The sequence below is a fragment of the Alloalcanivorax xenomutans genome, assembly GCF_900217905.1.
GTDB lineage: Bacteria > Pseudomonadota > Gammaproteobacteria > Pseudomonadales > Alcanivoracaceae > Alloalcanivorax > Alloalcanivorax xenomutans.
In genome coordinates this window covers 59,084-76,956 of sequence record NZ_OBMO01000001.1, presented here as the reverse complement: position 1 = coordinate 76,956, position 17,873 = coordinate 59,084, and the positions used below count along the sequence as shown (strand labels likewise).

General features: G+C 61.9%; 19 protein-coding genes. 13 read left to right on the top strand and 6 right to left on the bottom strand.

Features of this window, described 5'->3' with window-relative positions:
* The first annotated feature begins 33 nt into the window (after nucleotides 1–33).
* A complete protein-coding gene (locus CRO06_RS00365; protein ID WP_097057454.1) occupies nucleotides 34–1,884 on the top strand; it encodes a hypothetical protein in 1,851 nt (616 codons plus the stop codon).
* A gap of 109 nt (nucleotides 1,885–1,993) precedes the next feature.
* Complete coding sequence (locus tag CRO06_RS00360; protein ID WP_097057453.1) at nucleotides 1,994–3,721, top strand: hypothetical protein; 1,728 nt, start codon at nucleotides 1,994–1,996, stop codon at nucleotides 3,719–3,721.
* 33 nt (nucleotides 3,722–3,754) lie between these two features.
* Here the strand turns inward: CRO06_RS00360 and CRO06_RS00355 are convergent, their stop codons facing one another.
* The gene (locus tag CRO06_RS00355; protein ID WP_097057452.1) at nucleotides 3,755–4,639 is read right to left on the bottom strand and encodes a LysR substrate-binding domain-containing protein; all 885 of its coding nucleotides are present in this window, start codon (nucleotides 4,637–4,639) and stop codon (nucleotides 3,755–3,757) included.
* Nucleotides 4,640–4,776: 137 nt separating this feature from the next.
* Here CRO06_RS00355 and CRO06_RS00350 point away from each other — a divergent pair, with 137 nt between their 5' ends.
* From CRO06_RS00350 to CRO06_RS00315, 8 genes are all read left to right on the top strand, one after another.
* Nucleotides 4,777–5,472, top strand: coding sequence for an FMN-dependent NADH-azoreductase (locus CRO06_RS00350; RefSeq protein WP_097057451.1), 696 nt, complete (start codon nucleotides 4,777–4,779; stop codon nucleotides 5,470–5,472).
* A gap of 122 nt (nucleotides 5,473–5,594) precedes the next feature.
* On the top strand, nucleotides 5,595–6,002 hold the full coding sequence (locus CRO06_RS00345; protein WP_022993779.1) for a GFA family protein: 408 nt from the start codon (nucleotides 5,595–5,597) through the stop codon (nucleotides 6,000–6,002).
* 125 nt (nucleotides 6,003–6,127) lie between these two features.
* Complete coding sequence (locus CRO06_RS00340) at nucleotides 6,128–6,790, top strand: riboflavin synthase (RefSeq protein ID WP_097057450.1); 663 nt, start codon at nucleotides 6,128–6,130, stop codon at nucleotides 6,788–6,790.
* Between the two features lie 60 nt (nucleotides 6,791–6,850).
* A complete protein-coding gene (gene ribBA / locus CRO06_RS00335; protein ID WP_022993777.1) occupies nucleotides 6,851–7,963 on the top strand; it encodes a bifunctional 3,4-dihydroxy-2-butanone-4-phosphate synthase/GTP cyclohydrolase II in 1,113 nt (370 codons plus the stop codon).
* Nucleotides 7,964–8,100: 137 nt separating this feature from the next.
* Nucleotides 8,101–8,571: a 6,7-dimethyl-8-ribityllumazine synthase gene (ribH, locus tag CRO06_RS00330; RefSeq protein ID WP_014993227.1), complete on the top strand. Its 471-nt coding sequence runs from the start codon at nucleotides 8,101–8,103 to the stop codon at nucleotides 8,569–8,571.
* Nucleotides 8,571–9,050 (top strand): transcription antitermination factor NusB, encoded by a 480-nt coding sequence (gene nusB / locus CRO06_RS00325; RefSeq protein WP_026949478.1) that lies wholly within the window; start codon nucleotides 8,571–8,573, stop codon nucleotides 9,048–9,050. The genes ribH and nusB overlap by 1 nt, the downstream gene beginning before the upstream one ends.
* Nucleotides 9,051–9,090: 40 nt before the next feature.
* Complete coding sequence (thiL, locus tag CRO06_RS00320) at nucleotides 9,091–10,005, top strand: thiamine-phosphate kinase (RefSeq protein WP_097057449.1); 915 nt, start codon at nucleotides 9,091–9,093, stop codon at nucleotides 10,003–10,005.
* Nucleotides 10,006–10,018: 13 nt separating this feature from the next.
* Nucleotides 10,019–10,495: a phosphatidylglycerophosphatase A family protein gene (locus tag CRO06_RS00315; protein WP_097057448.1), complete on the top strand. Its 477-nt coding sequence runs from the start codon at nucleotides 10,019–10,021 to the stop codon at nucleotides 10,493–10,495.
* A gap of 137 nt (nucleotides 10,496–10,632) precedes the next feature.
* Here the strand turns inward: CRO06_RS00315 and dxs are convergent, their stop codons facing one another.
* The 4 genes from dxs to CRO06_RS00295 form a co-directional block, all read right to left on the bottom strand.
* A complete protein-coding gene (gene dxs, locus CRO06_RS00310) occupies nucleotides 10,633–12,555 on the bottom strand; it encodes a 1-deoxy-D-xylulose-5-phosphate synthase (RefSeq protein WP_063140328.1) in 1,923 nt (640 codons plus the stop codon).
* 98 nt (nucleotides 12,556–12,653) lie between these two features.
* A complete protein-coding gene (locus CRO06_RS00305; RefSeq protein ID WP_097057447.1) occupies nucleotides 12,654–13,556 on the bottom strand; it encodes a polyprenyl synthetase family protein in 903 nt (300 codons plus the stop codon).
* Nucleotides 13,546–13,782, bottom strand: coding sequence for an exodeoxyribonuclease VII small subunit (locus CRO06_RS00300; RefSeq protein ID WP_022993771.1), 237 nt, complete (start codon nucleotides 13,780–13,782; stop codon nucleotides 13,546–13,548). Before CRO06_RS00300 ends, CRO06_RS00305 begins: the two co-directional genes overlap by 11 nt.
* 38 nt (nucleotides 13,783–13,820) lie before the next feature.
* Entirely contained in the window at nucleotides 13,821–14,252 is a 432-nt protein-coding gene (locus CRO06_RS00295) for a GFA family protein (RefSeq protein WP_097057446.1), read from the bottom strand.
* Between the two features lie 531 nt (nucleotides 14,253–14,783).
* Here CRO06_RS00295 and CRO06_RS00290 point away from each other — a divergent pair.
* Nucleotides 14,784–15,131, top strand: a complete 348-nt coding sequence (locus CRO06_RS00290; RefSeq protein WP_097057445.1) for a hypothetical protein — start codon at nucleotides 14,784–14,786, stop codon at nucleotides 15,129–15,131.
* Here the strand turns inward: CRO06_RS00290 and CRO06_RS00285 are convergent.
* The gene (locus CRO06_RS00285) at nucleotides 15,128–15,850 is read right to left on the bottom strand and encodes a response regulator transcription factor (protein ID WP_097057444.1); all 723 of its coding nucleotides are present in this window, start codon (nucleotides 15,848–15,850) and stop codon (nucleotides 15,128–15,130) included. The genes CRO06_RS00290 and CRO06_RS00285 overlap by 4 nt on opposite strands.
* Nucleotides 15,851–16,468: 618 nt before the next feature.
* Here CRO06_RS00285 and CRO06_RS00280 point away from each other — a divergent pair.
* Both CRO06_RS00280 and CRO06_RS00275 read left to right on the top strand, forming a co-directional pair.
* On the top strand, nucleotides 16,469–17,023 hold the full coding sequence (locus tag CRO06_RS00280; protein WP_097057443.1) for a fimbrial protein: 555 nt from the start codon (nucleotides 16,469–16,471) through the stop codon (nucleotides 17,021–17,023).
* A gap of 77 nt (nucleotides 17,024–17,100) precedes the next feature.
* Nucleotides 17,101–17,844 carry a fimbrial biogenesis chaperone gene (locus CRO06_RS00275; RefSeq protein ID WP_097057442.1) on the top strand — a complete coding sequence of 248 codons (744 nt, stop codon included), beginning with the start codon at nucleotides 17,101–17,103 and terminating at the stop codon, nucleotides 17,842–17,844.
* Nucleotides 17,845–17,873: the final 29 nt, after the last annotated feature.

The window sequence follows — 17,873 nt, the reverse complement described above, 5'->3', positions numbered from 1 at the left end:
TCATATCAACAGGGGAATATAAGGAATAAAGCTATGAATAATGACGGAAAGGTATGGAAGGGTGCGGCCGTATTGGCGCTGGGTATTGCCATTGCCGCCTGTGGCGGCGGAGGTGGCGGTTCGGGTAGTCGCGGGAATGTTTCAGGAGGTGATGATCCCGGTGATGGCTCTGATGGTGGGGCCGGAACGCTGTCCGGCCTGACCGGTGATGCCGACAATCAGGATCTATTGTACTTCAGCCACTCTTACGAGACCGGAGAGAACCCGGGCACTGGCCAAACCATGTATCGTTCGGTGCTTTACGCCCTGGACCCGGCCAACCCCGAGATGCCGACAGCGCTGCCGCTGGATACCCGGGATTCCGCACAGGGTGATGATATGGGGCGAAGCCACTATGTGCCGCTCTATGAAGCGAACATTGATGCGAGCGATGGTAGCGTCAGCGATTACCGTGTGGCGGACGTGCTGTTTCTGCATAACCGCTTGAACGGCAGCGAAACCTCCGAGGGCTTTGCCCGGGTGGGCGCGGAGGTGGGGGCACCCGACCCGGTTCGGGTGTCGTCGGAAACCTATCTCGGCGCGGCGGTGACCGGCGCCGGCACCCTGGTTCGCCAGAATTACTCGGACTCGGGCGATGCGGCGGTGGTGTATGGCTTGCCAGGTAATGAAAAGCGCGTGCGGATGACCTTTGGGCCTGGCGATGCGCCAGGGTCAAGTGGCGGAGGAACGGTCCATCATGTTGTTGATATTGATGCCTTTGGTGCAAATGATTCACTGAACAGACAGACCTATCTTGTTCTCAGTGACTATGGCGGCACTCAATGTGATGGGGGCTATCGGCTGGCCATGGATCATATGTACCCCGAAGGCGGTAACAGTATTTCCAATACAAACCTGCTGCCAGGCGGCAGGGAAGCAAAAAGAGCGGTTCCGCTGGGTGGTCCGCTGAACGATGGCTCCCAATATCTGATCATTGATACGGTTATTGATACGGGTATTGCCGGGCGCCCTTGTCTTTCCGAAGGCGGCACTTTATGGCGTTACGACGCCACTCAGCCATTTGAAAAATTGGTTCAGGTTCTGGATGAAAGCAATGAACCTCTGGTTTTCCCCGAGGGCATTGCCGGAGGGGCGGTAGTGCCTCAGGAACGGCATCTGGCCCGGGAGGGCGGCGTGCTGTATTTCGGTATCGCTGAACTTTTCGGTATGACCCCACAAGATATCTACCGGGTGGAAGGCGAGGGTTGGTCCGTGTTGTCCGAACAGGAACAACCGCTTGGCTGGGAGCTTGGTTTTATCATTGCTGATGAAGGGCGGGTGGTGGCTTCGGCTGGCAATGGCGTGGTGAGCTGGAACAGCCAGGGCGGTGATCGAAAAGTGCTGGATACCACCGAGGCGGACTGGAGCGGCAGTATCCAGAGCGAGGTGCTTGGCAGCCGCGACGGTTGGATCTTCTATACCCGTGCGCACATCACCGGTCGTGATGACGCGGTGGCCAGAAAGATTGACGGCAGTGATGCCGTGGTGATCGAGGACGCCCGCTGGATCGGTGCTTCTCTCAGCGGTAACGGCGACGCCATCAGCAATATGACAGAGCTGAGCGAGGTGTTTCTGGAAACCAATGACAGGGAAATCGCCGCCGTCAGCGCCGCCGATCCCAAGGCGGGATATGTGGTGCTGGGCCAGCATAACGGCCAGTGTGAAGCCGGCGTTTGCTATTCCGCTTCCATGTACGGTCTGGCCCCTGGCCCGCACCGCCTGATTCAGGTACAGCGGGATGACGACACCACCGAGGTGTATTACGCCAACACCCGTGAGCAGGGTTCGTTGCGCAAAGTCATTGACGATCCCACCGGCGAGCAGCGTCCGGTCACGGGCTTCTAATTCAACCACCTTGGTATAACAAGCCGGATAAGCCTGCTGGTTCTTGCTCCATGGTCTCAATACCCGGGTGAGTGGGGCAAGCCGCGGGCGGTCCTGGGAGGGGAAAATAATGACATTGCGTATTTGGGCCATGTTGCCAGTGTTGATGTTACTGGTCGCTTGTGGTGGTTCATCATCCAGCGGGCCGGCTTCGTCAGGCGCTTTACCGGATCATGACGAGCCTCCGTTGGAAGATCCCGAGCAGGACAATCCCCCGGAAGAGCCGTCCCCGCCGGAGGGTGGGCCGTTGGCGGGAGTGGTGCAAAAAGGGCCTTTTCAGGCGGGATCCAAGGTAACGCTGGTGCCATTGATTCTGGGGGCCGTGGATGAAGGTGCGCGAGTTCTGGAAACCACGGTGGACGAGCAAGGCCGCTATGCGTTTGCGGCGACCGGGCTGAGCGGCCCGGCATTGCTGAAAGTTCAGGGCTATTGGTTCGACGAGCGTAACGGCCAGTTCAGTTCGGAGCCGATAACGCTGAGAGCGGTGGTGAACGTGGCGGACGGCAAGGGCAACATTAATCCGCTCACGGATTTGATCAGCGCGCGCTTGCAAGCGGCTTTGGCGGAGCACGATGACGATTATCCGGCGGCGCTGCAAAGCACCCTGTTGGAATACCACGCGCTGACGGGGCTGCGCATGCCGCCGGGGGCACTGGACATGCTGAAAGGGTTTATCGTCGGCGAGACGCTGGATGTGGCCTACTATCAGGAAATCGGCCTTTTGCCGATGATTCTGTCGGCAATGGCACAGGGGGGCATGGAAGGGCTGGCGGCGGCGCGGGAAGGCTTTGCCGCCGGTGGCGCCGAGAATGAAGAGGCCCGCACGTTCTGGCAGACCATGTGGACGGGCTATGCCGAACTAATAGCGGAGCATAATGACGAGAGTGCGCTTCTGACCCATCTCCAGGGACATCTGTCGGGGCAATATCCGCACGCCTCGGGGGAGGCGTTTCCGCCTTATTTGGGCGGTGTTCAGAGCCTGTTGGCAGGGTACGCGCCCAGTTGCTCGCCGGGGCCGGACGGAAGTCATTCGGAGCATAACCGGCGCCTGTGTCTTGGTGGCGACGGGCAGTCGTTGATGGTCGGCGGTGAGTATGGGCAAGCCGGGCTCTATCTGGATGCGCCGACGGACGCCAGTTATCGGGTTGTCGTGCAGCAGTCCGATCCCGTTCCGAATGATGCGCCTGTCTATCTGGAGAGCGTTTCCGCCGGTAATGGCAATGCCAGTCTTTATGAGCAGTGTCAAAACCACGGCAATTGCTCGGTGGCGACCTCGGCCAGAAGACAAGGTAGTCGGATGTATTTTCGCATCCGAACCGGGGGCGAAGCTCGTCAAGTACGTGTTTATGTGGAGCGCCTGGGAGACGGGCACCCGCAGCAACCGATGGTGATTGCCCCGGATCGTGTGCCACACCATGGCAAAGCGGGAATCCGTGATGGCAGCAGTACACCGCCGTTGACACACTCGGCATATGCCACGGAAAACAGCTTCTCGCACTACTTCTTTTATGTCGGCGTGGGGGGCAAAACCCTGGTGGTGGATAATTTCCTCTGTGGCGATGAGGCGTTGCCGCCGGCATGGGGCATGGAAATGCTGTTGGCGAAGGTCAGTGGGCAGGGCTATGAAACGGTGGCATCGAGCCCGGGAGCCCGGAACTGCGAAGGGATTCGTCATGATATCGTCGCGGGGGAAACCGGATTGTACTATCTGCGAGTTCATCCGGATTACGAACGCGCAACGGGAACCCAGCCGTCCTCCGTCAGTCACGATTATCGTATTCGTCTGTTACCGAGGTAGTGCCGGGGGGCGCGATTCGCCCTTATCCGGCGATCATCTAACCAGTCCCATCACCCAGTCCCGCACCGCGGCGATACCCTGCTCCCGTAGCCGTTCCTTTGGATAGACCAGGTGGAATGGCTGCGCCAGCAGTTCCGGTCCAAACGGTTGCACCAGGCGGCCGCTGCGCAGTTCATCCCGAATCAACTCCCGGCTCATCAGCGCTATACCCTGACCGTCCAGGGCGGCGCTGACGATGTGGGTGTCGTCCGAGAGTGCCAGGCCGGCATCGATATCCAACCCCGCTACCCTGGCCAGTTTTTGCCAGGCGGGCCAGCCCAGCGCCGCTCCGGAAGCGGTGGCGGGTTGGTAATGCAGCAAGGTGTGGTGATGCAGGTCGCTGTGCTGGCTGATCCCCAGCGCCGGGCTGCAGGCGGGAACGAAGACGTTATCGAACAGCTTTTCCGATTCCAGTCCGGGCCACGGGCCGTGGCCATAGCGGATTGCCATGTCGGCGGCGATGCCGTCCAGTGGCAGTACGTCATAAGTCACCTGAAGGCTCAGATTCAGGTCCGGTTGTTCTTCTCTCAGATAACAGACATTGGGCAGCAGCCAGCGCGCCGCCACCGACGGAATGGTGGACAGGGTGACGCTTTGTCGCTGAGGTGTCTGTCTCAGTCGTGACGCCACGTCATCGATGGCGTCGAAGGCGTCGGTGCATACCGCTCGCAGCGCCTGCCCCTGGGCGGTGAGAGTCAGTTGCCGTGGGCGGCGTATGAACAGGGGGACGCCCAGATGCTCTTCCAGCTGCCGCAGTTGGTGGCTGATCGCCGTGGGAGTTACCGACAGCTCCTCGGCGGCTTTTTTGGCGCTGCGCAGGCGTGCGGTCGCTTCGAAGGCGCGCAGGGCGGATAGCGGGGGCAGGCGTCGGGCACTCATGGATGTTGCCTATATGGATGAGTTTTATTTTCCGGAATCGACAAAAAAACGTCGTTTGTCGCGGTTGTCAGGCTCTGGCTTTATGGGGTTCATGTCAACAACGATTGAATTAATCTCATTCAATAAGGAGCAGAGCCATGACCACGTTATTGCATCTCGACGCCAGCCCCCGTCCCGGCCGTTCAGGGACTGACGAGCACGGCTCCCATACACGCCGTCTGACCGATCATTTCGTCACGCAGTGGCGGCGCCTGCGGCCTGGAGACGCGGTGATGCGCCGGGATATCGGCTCCCGGCCTCCGGCGCTGACCACTGTGGAGTGGATTCAGGCCGCGTTCACCGCCCCCGACCGTCATCAGCCCTGGATGAAGGAGGTGCTGGCGGAAAGCGATGCCCTGGTTCAGGAAGTACTGGATGCGGACATTCTGGTGCTGGGGGTGCCCATGTATAACTTCAGCTATCCCGCCGCCTTCAAGGCCTGGATCGACAATATTGTGCGGGTCGGGCGTACCGTGGATTTTGACCCGTCCAATCCGGAAGACCCGTTCACGCCGCTGCTTGCCGACCGGCCCCGCCATGCGGTGATTCTGTCCTCGCGGGGCGGGTTCGGCATGAATCCCGGTGGACCGCTGGCACATGTGAATCATCTGGAAGCGAGCATTCGCACCGCGCTGGAATTCATTGGCATCGAACGTTTCCACGAGATCGCCATTGAGCACCAGGAGGAGGGCGGCGAGCGCCTGGAGGCGTCCATCGCCGATGCGCTGTCCCGGGTGGATGCCCTGGTGGATGAGCTGCGGCGAATCCAGGAGCCGGTGCCGGCCTGCGCCTGACTAAGAGAGAAGGTCCCGATGTTCTTGTATCCTCTCCTTGTGTTGTGAGCGGAGCGCGGTAACACTGGCGCCGGCCTTGTAGCTGGCGATTACCAGCAACGGCCATCAGATGAGGAGCGGCAATGTACACGGGACAATGTTTATGCGGCGGGGTGCGCTTCCGCATCGAGGGGGAACTGGCTCCGGTGCAGGTCTGCCATTGTTCTCAATGCCGGCACGCTCAGGGCACGCCCTTCGCCACCAATATTCCGGTGTCCACCAGCGCTTTTCACCTGGATGCCGGAGAGGCGCTGTTGAAGGGCTTTGAGTCCACTCCGGGCAAGGAGCGGGTGTTCTGTGGCCACTGTGGTTCGCCGCTGTTCAGCCGGCGTGCCGATCTGCCGGATGTGGTGCGGATCCGCGCCGGCCTGATCAACGAGCCGCTGGATGTGCGCCCTGTCTGGCATGCTTACACCGCCTCCAAGGCCAACTGGTGGCCGATCGATGACGATCTGCCCTGCTATCCCGAAGGTTACCCCGGGCGGCGTTGAGCGCGCCGGATTTGGCTCCAGCCCCCTGGACGTTTATCATTTGCCGCGCCTGAGAGCCTGTTTCGGGGCTCTACGCCTTCGCGGCGGTCTGTCCCTGTCCGCCCGGACCATTCAGAGGTACCACCATGTTTACAGGCATTATCGAGGCCCAGGGCCATATCGACGCCCTGATTCCCAGCAACGGTGACGTGACCCTGCGCATCCAGAGCGCCGACCTGGATTTCGCCGATGTGCGGCTGGGCGACTCCATCGCCGTCAATGGCGTATGTCTGACCGTGACCGAGCTGGCCAGCGGCGACACCTTTTCCGCCGACGTCTCCGGTGAGACCCTGGCGCTGACCTCGCTGCGGCAGCTCAAGGCGGGCAGCCGCGTCAACCTGGAGAAGGCGATGACTCCGTCCACGCGCATGGGCGGTCATCTGGTCAGCGGTCATGTGGATGGTCTCGGCAAGGTGGTGTCCCTGACCCCCGATGCCCGATCCGTGCGCATCGACATCGAAGCGCCGGCGGAACTGGCCCGTTATATCGCCAAGAAGGGTTCGATTACCGTGGATGGCATCAGCCTCACCGTCAACGAGGTGGATGGCCGGGTGTTCTCTCTCAACATCATTCCCCACACCCAGGACGTGACCACCATTCAGGACTGGAAAGCGGGCACGCCAGTGAATCTGGAAGTTGATATCATTGCCCGTTACCTGGAACGGTTACTGCTCGGCGAACGGGCGGCGGAGCCCGGTTCCGGCGGCATCACCATGGCGATGCTGGCGGAACATGGTTTCGTGAAGTAAAGCATCAGCGACGACTCATCAGGGACCGGCCCGGCGCCGGTCCGCAGGCAGGTTTGAATTATGCAGCTCAACAGCGTTGAAGAACTGATCGAGGATATCCGTCAGGGCCGAATGGTGATCCTGATGGACGATGAAGACCGGGAAAACGAAGGCGACCTGGTGATGGCGGCCGAGCATGTGACCGCCGAGGCGATCAACTTCATGGCCAAGTACGGGCGCGGGCTGATTTGCATGCCCATGTCCAAGGAACGCTGCGAGCAACTTGATCTGCCGCTGATGGTGCGCGCCAACGGCAGTGGTTTCGGCACCAAGTTCACCGTCTCCATTGAGGCCCGTGAAGGCGTCACCACCGGTATTTCCGCCGCTGACCGGGCGCGCACCGTGCAGGCCGCCGCCGCCCGTGATGCCAAGGCGTCCGATATCGTCCAGCCCGGGCATATCTTCCCGCTGATGGCCGAGCCCGGCGGCGTGTTGCGCCGTGCCGGTCACACCGAGGCCTCCTGTGATCTGGCGATGATGGCGGGGTGCGAGCCGGCGGGGGTGATCTGCGAAGTGATGAACGAAGACGGCTCCATGGCCCGGCGGCCGGATCTGGAGGCGTTCGCCCAGGAGCATGGCCTCAAGATCGGCACCATTGCCGACCTGATCCAGTACCGCGCCCTCAATGAACAGACCGTGGAACAGGTCAGTGAGCACCCGCTGGAGACCTGGTACGGCGACTTCCGCCTGGTGGCGTTCCGCGACACGGTGGACGGGCACGTACACGTGGCGCTGGTGAAAGGCGAGATCACCGAGGACCGGGAAGTGACGGTGAGGGTGCATCAGGTGGACCCGCTGCGGGACCTGATGAGCGCCAAGATCGACGGCCGTACCGGCTGGAACATGCACCGGGTGCTGGATGCCGTGTCCCGCGCGGAGTGCGGGGTGGTAATCATCCTTGGTCAGGACGACGAGGCGGCGGCACCGACCCTGAATCGGATCGAGGCGTTTTTCGACGGCACCGCCACGCAGCCAAAGGGACAGTCCCGGGCCTACCGCAACATCGGCACCGGCTCACAGATTCTCACCGCGCTGGGGGTGCGTAAAATGCGCTTGCTCAGCTCGCCAATGAAGTTCAACGCGCTGTCCGGCTTCGGCCTGGAGATCGTGGAATACGTGGACGCGGAACAGTAGACGCTGGACGCGAGTCGCCGGACGCGAGACGCTGAACCCCAAAAGCGTCAGGCGCCGGGCGTCCAGCGTCTGGCCATCAGTAGACACCACCGTAAGCACTGGCGTTACCTGGTGCGGTGGGTTAGCAGGATGGGATCATGCAAGACATCAAAACCTTTGAAGGCACTTTGAGCAATGTGGGCGGCCGTTACGCCCTGGTGGTGGCGCGTTTCAACAGTTTCGTGGTGGAAGCGCTGCTGGCTGGCGCCGTGGACACTCTGGTGCGGCACGGCGTGGAACGCGCGGATATTGAAATCATTCGCGTGCCGGGGGCCTGGGAGCTGCCGGTGGCGGTGAAGAAAGTGCTGGAGAAACGGGATTATGACGCCGTCATCGCCCTCGGCGCGGTGATTCGCGGTGGTACCGCGCATTTCGAGTACGTCGCCGGTGAAGCCGCCAAAGGTATCGCCGCGGTACAAAACAGCACCGGTGTGCCGGTGGCGTTCGGCGTCCTTACCGTGGACAGCATCGAACAGGCCATCGAGCGCAGTGGTACCAAGGCGGGCAACAAAGGCGCGGAAGCTGCCTTGTCCGCTCTGGAAATGGTTTCTCTGTTCAAGGCCCTTTAATGACCACTCCCGCTTCGTCCTCCACCCCCGCCGCCCGTCGCAAAGCCCGGCGTTACGCCTTGCAGGCGTTGTATCAATGGCAACTGGCGGGGACCACGCTGAGCGATATCGAGGCTCAGTTTCTGGCCCAGAACGACATGAGCAAGGTCGATCGAAGCTATTTTCATGATCTGCTCCACGGCGTGCCCGCCCGGGTTTCTGATCTGGACGAGTCGCTGAGGCCCTTTCTGGACCGCCGGGTGGAAGAGTTGTCCCAGGTGGAGAAGGTGATCCTGCGAATCGGCGCCTTCGAACTGCGGGAGCGCCTGGATGTGCCTTATCGCGTGGTGATCAACGAAGGTATCGAGCTGGCCAAGGTGTTCGGTGCCGATGATTCCTTCAAGTACGTCAATGGGGTTCTGGACAAGCTGGCCCGCCGGGCGCGCGCGGCGGAAACCCGGCCCGGCGGCGCCGCGCCCGACGATCCGCCGCCTTCCTGACGCGCTTTTCCCGACCTTTCGTTCATGAACAGGAGCTGGCATGGACGAGTTCGCTCTCATCCGCCGCTACTTTCATCATCGCCAGGGCGAGGACGTGGTCCTCGGCCCCGGCGATGACGCCGCCCTGCTGTCGCCCCCGGCCGGTGAGCAACTGGTGATGACGTTGGATACCAGTGTCGCCGGCCGTCATTTCCCCAAGGATATGCCCGCCGCCGATATCGGTTACCGCTGCCTGGCGGTGAACCTGTCGGATCTCGCCGCCATGGGTGCCACGCCCCGCTGGTTTCTGTTGTCCCTGACCTTGCCGGAAGCCGATCCCGACTGGCTGCGCGATTTCAGCGCCGGCCTGTTCGAACTGGCCGATCAGGCCGGCATCTCTCTGGTGGGCGGTGACGTGACCCGGGGGCCCTTGAACATTGCCATTCAAGCCACCGGTTCGGTATTGCCGGGGCGCGCGTTGCGCCGGGATGGCGCCCAGCCGGGCCAAACCCTGGCGGTCACCGGCGTGCCCGGGCAGGGTGGGTTGGGGCTGCGTCACTGGCGGGCCGGTGTTCGCGATTCGCAAAGCGCGCGGCATTTCGCCCGCCCGCGCCCCGCGCTGGAGTGGGGCGCGGCGCTGGCCGGGCGTGCCGGTGCCGCTCTCGATGTGTCCGACGGCCTGTTGCAGGATCTGGGGCATATTCTGCGCGCCAGCGGCGACCTGGGGGCGGAGCTGGTGCTGGCGGACCTGCCGGTGAACGACGAGCTGGCGGCGCTGGAGGCGGAAGACCGTTGGGCGCTGCAACTGTCCGGCGGCGATGATTATGGTCTGCTGTTTACCTGGCCGGCCGGTGTCGCGGTCCCGGCAGGGGCCCGGGCCATCGGCCGGGTCACCGATGGCCCGGGGGTACGATTGCATTATCCCGATGGGCGCGTGAGCGACGCGGAACCCGGTGGCTGGCGTCACTTCGGGTAGCGAGGTCGAGCCCATGACACCGTCTTCCATCCTGTTTCTGCTGGCTATTGGCATGGGGGCCGGGCTATCGCCCTGGGCGCCCGGAACCATGGGCTGTGTATTGTTCATGCTGTTCTGGTGGCCATTGGCGGCCTGTTCCCGGCGACTCTATGCCATGGTTCTGGGCGGCGTGGTGGTGGTGGGGATACCGCTGTGTGGCTTCGCGACCGACGTGATCGGCGTTGAGGATGCGCCCGCCATCGTTTGGGATGAACTGGGAGGACTGCTGCTGGCGCTGTCGGTAGTGCCCCGGCATCCTCTTTGGGGGCTGCTTGGTTTGGCCAGCTTCCGTTTCTTCGACGTGCTCAAGGTATGGCCGGTGGGTTGGGTGGACCAGAACCTGACGGGTGGGTTGGGCATCATGCTGGACGATTTGGTGGCGGGCTTGTACGCCTTGCTCGTGCTGATGGTGGCCCGGTGTGTCTGGCGGCTGCGTTCCCCGTCGCCGTGATCGCGGTGTCGCGGCCATTACCCTGGGAGCATGGTCGTTAATGGGCCGGGGCACTGGGGCATTCGCTTGCAGGCAGGCTCCCGCGGCGGATCCCTAGCCCCCTCTGTGGGAAGCTGCCTTGGCAGCGAATGCCGCGCTTACGCCCGGTTGGGCAGGGCCGCGTCCAGCCGCTGCAAGCGGTCCCGAATCCGGCGCTCGACCCCGGCGGCATCCAGGCCATGGTCGGCCAGCAACGCTTCCCGCTTGCCGTGGTGGACGAATTCATCCGGTAACGCCAGATTCAGCACCGGCATCACCACGCCTTCGTCCATCAGCAGCTCGTTAACCGCCGAACCGGCGCCGCCCATGCGTTGATGATCTTCCAAGGTGACCAGCAACGTATGGCTGGCGGCGGCCTCGAGGATCGCGTCGCGGTCCAGTGGCTTGACCCAGCGCATATCAAGAACGGTGGCGTCCAGGGCCTCGCCGGCTTCCCGGGCGGCTTCGCCCAAAGCGCCGAAGGACAGAATCGCCACCGGTCCCTTGCCTTCCCGCAGCACCCGGCTCTTGCCCAGCGGCAGCGGCGTCATGGTGTCTTCAATGACGGCGCCGGGGCCGGTGCCGCGTGGATAGCGGACCGCCGCCGGCCCCTGGTGCAGCCAGGCGGTGTAGAGCAGTTGCCGGCATTCATTTTCATCGCTGGGCGCGGCGATCACCATATTGGGCACGGTGCGCAGGTAGGCCAGATCGAAAACGCCGCCATGGGTGGCGCCGTCCTCACCGACGATGCCGGCGCGATCCAGGCCGAAGGTCACATCCAGCTCTTGCAGGGCGACATCGTGGATCAACTGGTCGTAGCCCCGCTGCAGGAAGGTGGAATAGATCGCCACCACCGGCTTCTGACCTTCGCAGGCGAGACCGGCGCCCAACGTCACCGCGTGTTGTTCGCAGATCGCCACGTCGTGATAGCGGTCCGGGAAACGGTCACGGAACGCCACCATGCCCGAGCCTTCACACATGGCCGGGGTAATCCCCACCACGCGCGGATCTCGCTCGGCCATGTCGCACAGCCACTGGCCAAACACGTCCTGATACTTCGGGCCCTTGGCCTTGGCCGGTTTGGCTACTTCCACCTTGGCTTTGGGTTCGATCTTGTTGAGCGCGTGGTAGCCCACCGGGTCCGCCTCGGCGGGAGCGAAGCCCTTGCCCTTGGTGGTGTACACGTGCAGAAGCTGCGGCCCTTCCAGGTCGCGCATGTTCTCCAGGGTGGCGGTGAGCTCGTCCAGGTCGTGGCCGTCGATGGGGCCGATGTAGTTGAAACCGATGGCCTCGAACAGCATGTCCGGGCTCACCATGTTCTTCATGCTCTCCTCGGTACGACGCACGAAATCCCAGGCCGCCGGCATTGCCGACAGCACCTTCTTGCCCCCTTCGCGCAGCGCGATATAGGTCTTGGAGGCCCAGATGCGTGCGAAATAGTTGGCCAGACCGCCCACGTTGTGGCCGATGGACATGGTGTTGTCGTTGAGGATGACCAGCAGGTTGGCGCGGGTGTGCGCGGCGTGGCTGAGGGCTTCGAACGCCTGCCCGGCGGTCATGGCGCCATCGCCGATCACTGCCACGGTGCGCCGGTCCTTATCGCCCTGACGGGCGCCCAGGGCCATGCCCAGAGCCGCGCTGACCGAGGTGGACGAGTGGCCCACGCCGAAGGTGTCATAGGGGGATTCGCTTCGTTTGGGAAAGCCGGACAGCCCGTGTTGCTGACGAATGGAGGTCAGTGCCTCGCGGCGGCCGGTGAGAATCTTGTGCGGATAACACTGGTGGCCGACGTCCCAGACCAGACGATCATGGGGCGTATCGAACAGATAGTGCAGTGCCACGGTCAGCTCCACCACGCCGAGGCCGGCGCCGAAGTGGCCTCCGCTGCGGCCCACCGCGAACAACAGGTAGGCACGCAGTTCGTCCACCAGTTGTTCGAGCCGGTGTGGCGCCAGCCGGCGCAAATCCGCCGGTGCGTTGATGCTGTCCAGCAGCGGCGTGGCCGGGCGGGTGAGCGGGATGTCGGTAAAGGTCTTTGGCATAACTGCCTCTGAACGGAGCTGCGATGTTCCGCCGCCGGCGGCCGGTCCAGGCCGAGGGTGCGGAAAAACGTCATTATAACGGGGTTGTGGCAACCCCGTCAGTGACCGCGGCGGACGATGTAGTCGGCCAGATCCAGTAACGGCCGGGCCGCTTCACCATGACCCTGCAAGTGCCCGCGGGCCTGCTGGCACAGGGTTTGGGCCCGTTCGCGGCTGGCCTCCAGGCCGATCAGGGTGGGGAAGGTGCTTTTACCCTGTTTTTCATCCGAACCGCTGGGTTTGCCCAATTGCGCGGTATCCACGGTGACATCAAGGATGTCGTCCTGAATCTGAAATGCCAGACCGATGGCATCACCGAAGCCCAATAACGCTTGTTCCAGGGCCGGATCCGGACGGTTCGCCGCCAGATAACCCAGATGCAGGCTAGCGGTGATCAAGCGGCCGGTCTTCAGATAGTGCATGCGTTCCAGGGCGCTGACTTGCTGCAAGCGGCCCTCGGCTTCCATGTCCTGCATCTGGCCTGCCGCCATGCCGGTGGCCCCGGCGGCCCCGGCCAGGGTGCGTACCATGCCGACCCGGGTGGCGGCGGGGTAATCGCCGGCGTCACCAAGCAGCTCGAAGGCCAGCGTGAGCAAAGTGTCGCCGGCGAGAATCGCGGTGGCCTCGTCGAAGGCACGGTGACAAGTGGGTTGGCCACGGCGCAGGTCGTCGTCGTCCATGGCCGGCAGATCATCGTGTACCAGCGAATAAGCGTGGATCAGCTCCACCGCGGTAGCTGGGACATCGGCCTGTTCCGGCGTGCCGCCGCTTAACTGGCAGGCGGCGTAGACCAGCAATGGACGGATCCGCTTGCCGCCGGCCAGGGCGGCGTAGCGCATGGCTTCGGCGAGGCGCGGTGCATCGCAGGCGGCGGGTTCCGGCAAATAGCGGTGCAGTGCCTGTTCCAGGCGGGCGCGGGCGTCGTCGGCGAAAGACCCCAGGCCCAGATTGTCATTGGCCATCGGGGGTCTCGAAGGGGGCCGGTTCGGCGTCCGGGTCCTGTTCCAGGAGGATCTGTACTTTCTGTTCGGCCCGGGACAGCGCCTGTTGGCACTGGCGGGTGAGTTTTACCCCTTCCTCGAAAGCGCGCAGCGACTCTTCCAGAGTCATCTCGCCGGATTCCATGCGTTCCACCAGGGCTTCCAGATTATCCAGGGATTCTTCCAATTGCGGGACTTGCTTGGCCATCGTTTTCCTCCGTGGGCGGCGCAACGTTAACGGAGGCGTCAGGCCGGGTCAATTGGTGGTGGCGAGCCCGGCGCCGCGGAGAATCGGGGGGCCTGCAAGGTGCCGTTATACCAGGGAGCGCGGCTGTCGAAATGAATGTGGTCGTCCGGCTGCCGGTCCGGAGCCTGATCCAGGCTGCCGGCGGGGACGATGAAGCCGTTGCCGTCCCGGCTTTGATGCGGCACCGGCGCGCCGCAGTGGCGGCAGAAGGCGCGCGCGAAACGCTGTGCCTCCGGCAAGTCAAAACGTTGTATCCGCTCTTCGCCGGCCAGCCATTCGATCTGGTCATTGCCGATAAAGAGGTTGGAGGCATGGGCGCTTCCGGTGGCGTGCCGGCAGCGGCTGCAGTGGCAAAGGTGAAACTGCTTGAACGGGCCGGAAATCCGGAAGCGGACCTGCCCACACAGGCAGCGGCCCTGATAGCTTGTCATGGTGTTCCCCGGTGATGGTTGATAAGCGAATTATGGCCTATTGAACGCTGGCACAAGATGCCGTGGCAATCACTATCCCGCGCTTCAGAGGCATTCTCAAGAGGCAGCTCGTGGGTTAGTGGGAGGATGGTTTTTTCCTTTAAATTCAATGCAGTTGGAGAGCTTCTGGAATGTCCTCGCCGGGGCCGGGAATGAGCAGGCGTCATTGATTCCAAATAGGTCTAACAGGGGGCTTCCGGGGCTCCGATGGGGCGCCTATAGTGAAATGCCCGCCGGCCGCCGCAAGCCGCTTCTTCCTCTGATCTCCTTTCCCTATGGCGTCTCGCTTGCGGTACCGGCGGGGGCTCTTGCCCCGCTTGTTGTGTTGCCTCCCCGCTGTATTCTCTGGACCCCAGATGCCGGTTCATTCGGGTCATTTTGCATCTTTTATCTGTCCCCTTATTTCAGGCTGTTTATTTCCCGCCGCCGTTCCCTTTCGATAGAAAAGTCGGCCTGGCCGGCAGTAAACAATAATAAGAGAGGGGCTGAGCAATGGTGGGCGCCAATTCCACCTACGAGATCCATGTGTTCATTGGTTGTGCTCTCGCTGTCGGTGAGGCGATGGAAGAGGGCTGGGTGGGGGCCTGGCAGCCGTTGATGGTGTTCTCCCGCCAATACCGTCTCTGTGGATACCACGACTATTCGCGCATGGAGCGGGTGGCCAGGGAACATGGGTGGGTCGAGGTTCTTGTCGCCCGGGATGGGGTTCTCATCGAAGGGCAGTTGCACCAGGCCCGGCCGGCGGTGCGTGACGCGTTCGAGCGGGCGCTGACGACGGGCGGGGCGGTGCTGGTGTACACGGAGTGGGAAGGCAGCGGCTTGCCATTGTCCCAGGGCTAAGAAGGGTCGGTTTCCTGCAGGCGGTAACCGTAGCCGTAAACGGCATTGAGCTGCCAGCCGTGGTCCGGGGTCAGTCCCAGCTTGCGGCGGACACGGTAAATATGTACATCCAGAGTGCGTGACGAGAATTGTTCGTCTTTACCCCAGACATACTCGTATAAATACGCCCGGGCCAATGGGCGGCCAAGATTGCTGAACAGCAGGAAGGCCAGCCGGTATTCCTGATGCGTCAGCTTGACCGATTGGCCGTCGCGATGCAGGGTCTGACGATTCACGTCAAACACGATGTTGCCGTGGCTGGGGTCTTCCTCTCTCCCTTTTTCCACACTCAAGGGGCCATTGCGGCGGCGGAGCACGGCGATGGCCCGGGCCTTCAGTTCCCGCGCCCGGAAGGGCTTGTTAATGAAATCCTCAGCACCGCTGGTCAGGGCCTCGACCACATCCTGTTCACTATTGCGCACGGTGAGCATGATCACCGGAGGGGGCGACTCCAGGTAGGAGGTGAACCAGGTCAGTACTTCCACCCCGCTGCCGTCCGGCAATTCCCAATCGAGAATGGCCAGATCGAAGGTGTGGCGTTTGGTCGCCTGGATCAATTCCTTGCAAGTGGAGAAGGTGGAAATCTTCAGTGTGACTTTATGTCGTCCCCATGGGCCAGTCAGGGCCTGACTGACCTGGGCCAGTACGGCAGGCTCGTCATCCAGTATGGCGATATGCATGGTCCCAGTTCCCTCTCAAGTGACACGGCGCATTGTTTTATGGAGTCATGTTTCCAAGGCGTTGACAAAATTTCCGGCACGCCTGTACGGATTGTTATCCGACCCGGGCCGCGGCGGGGGAATCGGAACGTTATTTTTATTAATGTTTTGCATCCGCGCCCTTTTGCCGCGCTTCGCGGCAGGGCGGGATCAGGCGTGTTCGGGGCGCCTTTGCCCGGGCGGAATGTTAGGGCGGTGAACCGGCAAAGTCATCCACGATAAGGCAAAAATTGTTAACGCATTTCGTGCTTATTTAAATAAATGAAGACAATTTGTCTAATGTAAAAGTATTAAATAAATTAACGGTTTTGGTCATTTGGTCGTACTTTTGGTGGAAAATATAAAATAACTGTCAACGGAATATGAACAATGGTTTCGGACTGTTGTTTGTTTGTTAGCTCCTCGCCATTCTCCTTCCCCGTAGTCTACCGACCCCGTCACACAATCGCATTTCTTGGCGGCATCTGATGCCGGGCCCAGTGGGCAAGGTGCCAGGGCGGTAGGCCGCAAGGCCGCGGAACGGCTCCCGAACAGGCGTGCCGGTCCCAAAATACGTTATCAGGATGGGATGCATCTGTTATGAAAATGAATAAAACCGCTATTGCTCTGGCAGTTTTCGGCTTGACCGGTGCTGGTTCCGCTCTCGCCGCGGACGGCACCATTACCTTCAACGGTAAAATCACCGACCAAACCTGTGAAATCACCACCCCGGGTGGCACCGATTTCACCGTAACCCTGCCGACCGTGTCCGCTCAGACGCTGGCCGCCGCCGGTGAAGTTGCTGGTCGTACTCCTTTCGCCATCAACCTGTCCAACTGCTCCGCCGGGCAAGTGGCGACCTATTTCGAACCGGGTCCCACCGTGGACTACAACACCGGCCGTCTGAACAACCAGATCGACGCCGCCAGCAATGGTGCCACCAACGTTCAAATCCAGCTGCTGGGTGAGAACAACGGCTTCCTGCCGGTGCTGGCCGCTGGTGCCAACGGTGCGCAAACCAACTCCCAGTGGGTGACGGTTGCCAACGAAGGTGACGGCGCTGACCTGAACTACTACGCCGAGTACTACGCTACCGCCGCCGCTGGCGCTGGCGACGTCTCCACCAGCGTTCAGTACACCATTATCTATCAGTAATCCCCATGGTTTCCGCGGGCCGGCTTGCCGGCCCCGGACACTTTCTTGTTTGTCCTTCCAGGTTTCGGGTGGTGGCTATGCAGCGTTTTCTCCTTTGCTTGTTGTCATTCACATTGCTGGCCGCGGGTGTAGCCGCGCAGGCCGCCGTGGTGATCGGCGGTACCAGGGTGATTTATCCCGGTGGCGATCGTGAAGTCTCGGTGCAACTGACCAATGACGGCGAAAACCCGGCCCTGGTGCAAGTATGGATCGACGCCGGCGACGCCGACGCCGCTCCGGAACAAAGCGATGTGCCTTTCATCGTGCTGCCGCCGATTTCCCGTGTGGAAGCCGGCAGCGGTCAGGTTCTTCGAATTTCCTTTACCGGTGGCAAGATGCCGCCGGAAGACCGCGAGTCCGTGTATTGGTTGAATGTGCTCGACATTCCGCCGGCACCGAAAGCCGAAGAAGGGATTCCCCAGAATTTCCTGCAGTTGGCGGTTCGCTCGCGCATCAAGTTGTTTTACCGGCCCAAGGGGTTGAGCGGTAAAGCCAACGACGCTCCGGAAAAACTGCAATGGTATCTGTCCCGCTCCGGCGGACAAGCGGTACTCAAAGCAAAAAACCCCACGCCTTACCACGTCACCGTCAGCCGTCTGGAAATCCTCCGTGGAGAAAGCGCGCTGGTCCCGGTGCCCGTGGACGAAGGCATGATCGCCCCCGGTGGCAGCCTGGAATTCCCCTTGCCCGCTAATGCGCCGGCCGCGATTGGCCAGGTACGTATGACCACTATCAATGACTTCGGTGGTCGGGTGGCTCGGGATGTGCCGGTGGGCCGTTGATCAAAAAACGCCTGAACAAAAAAACCATG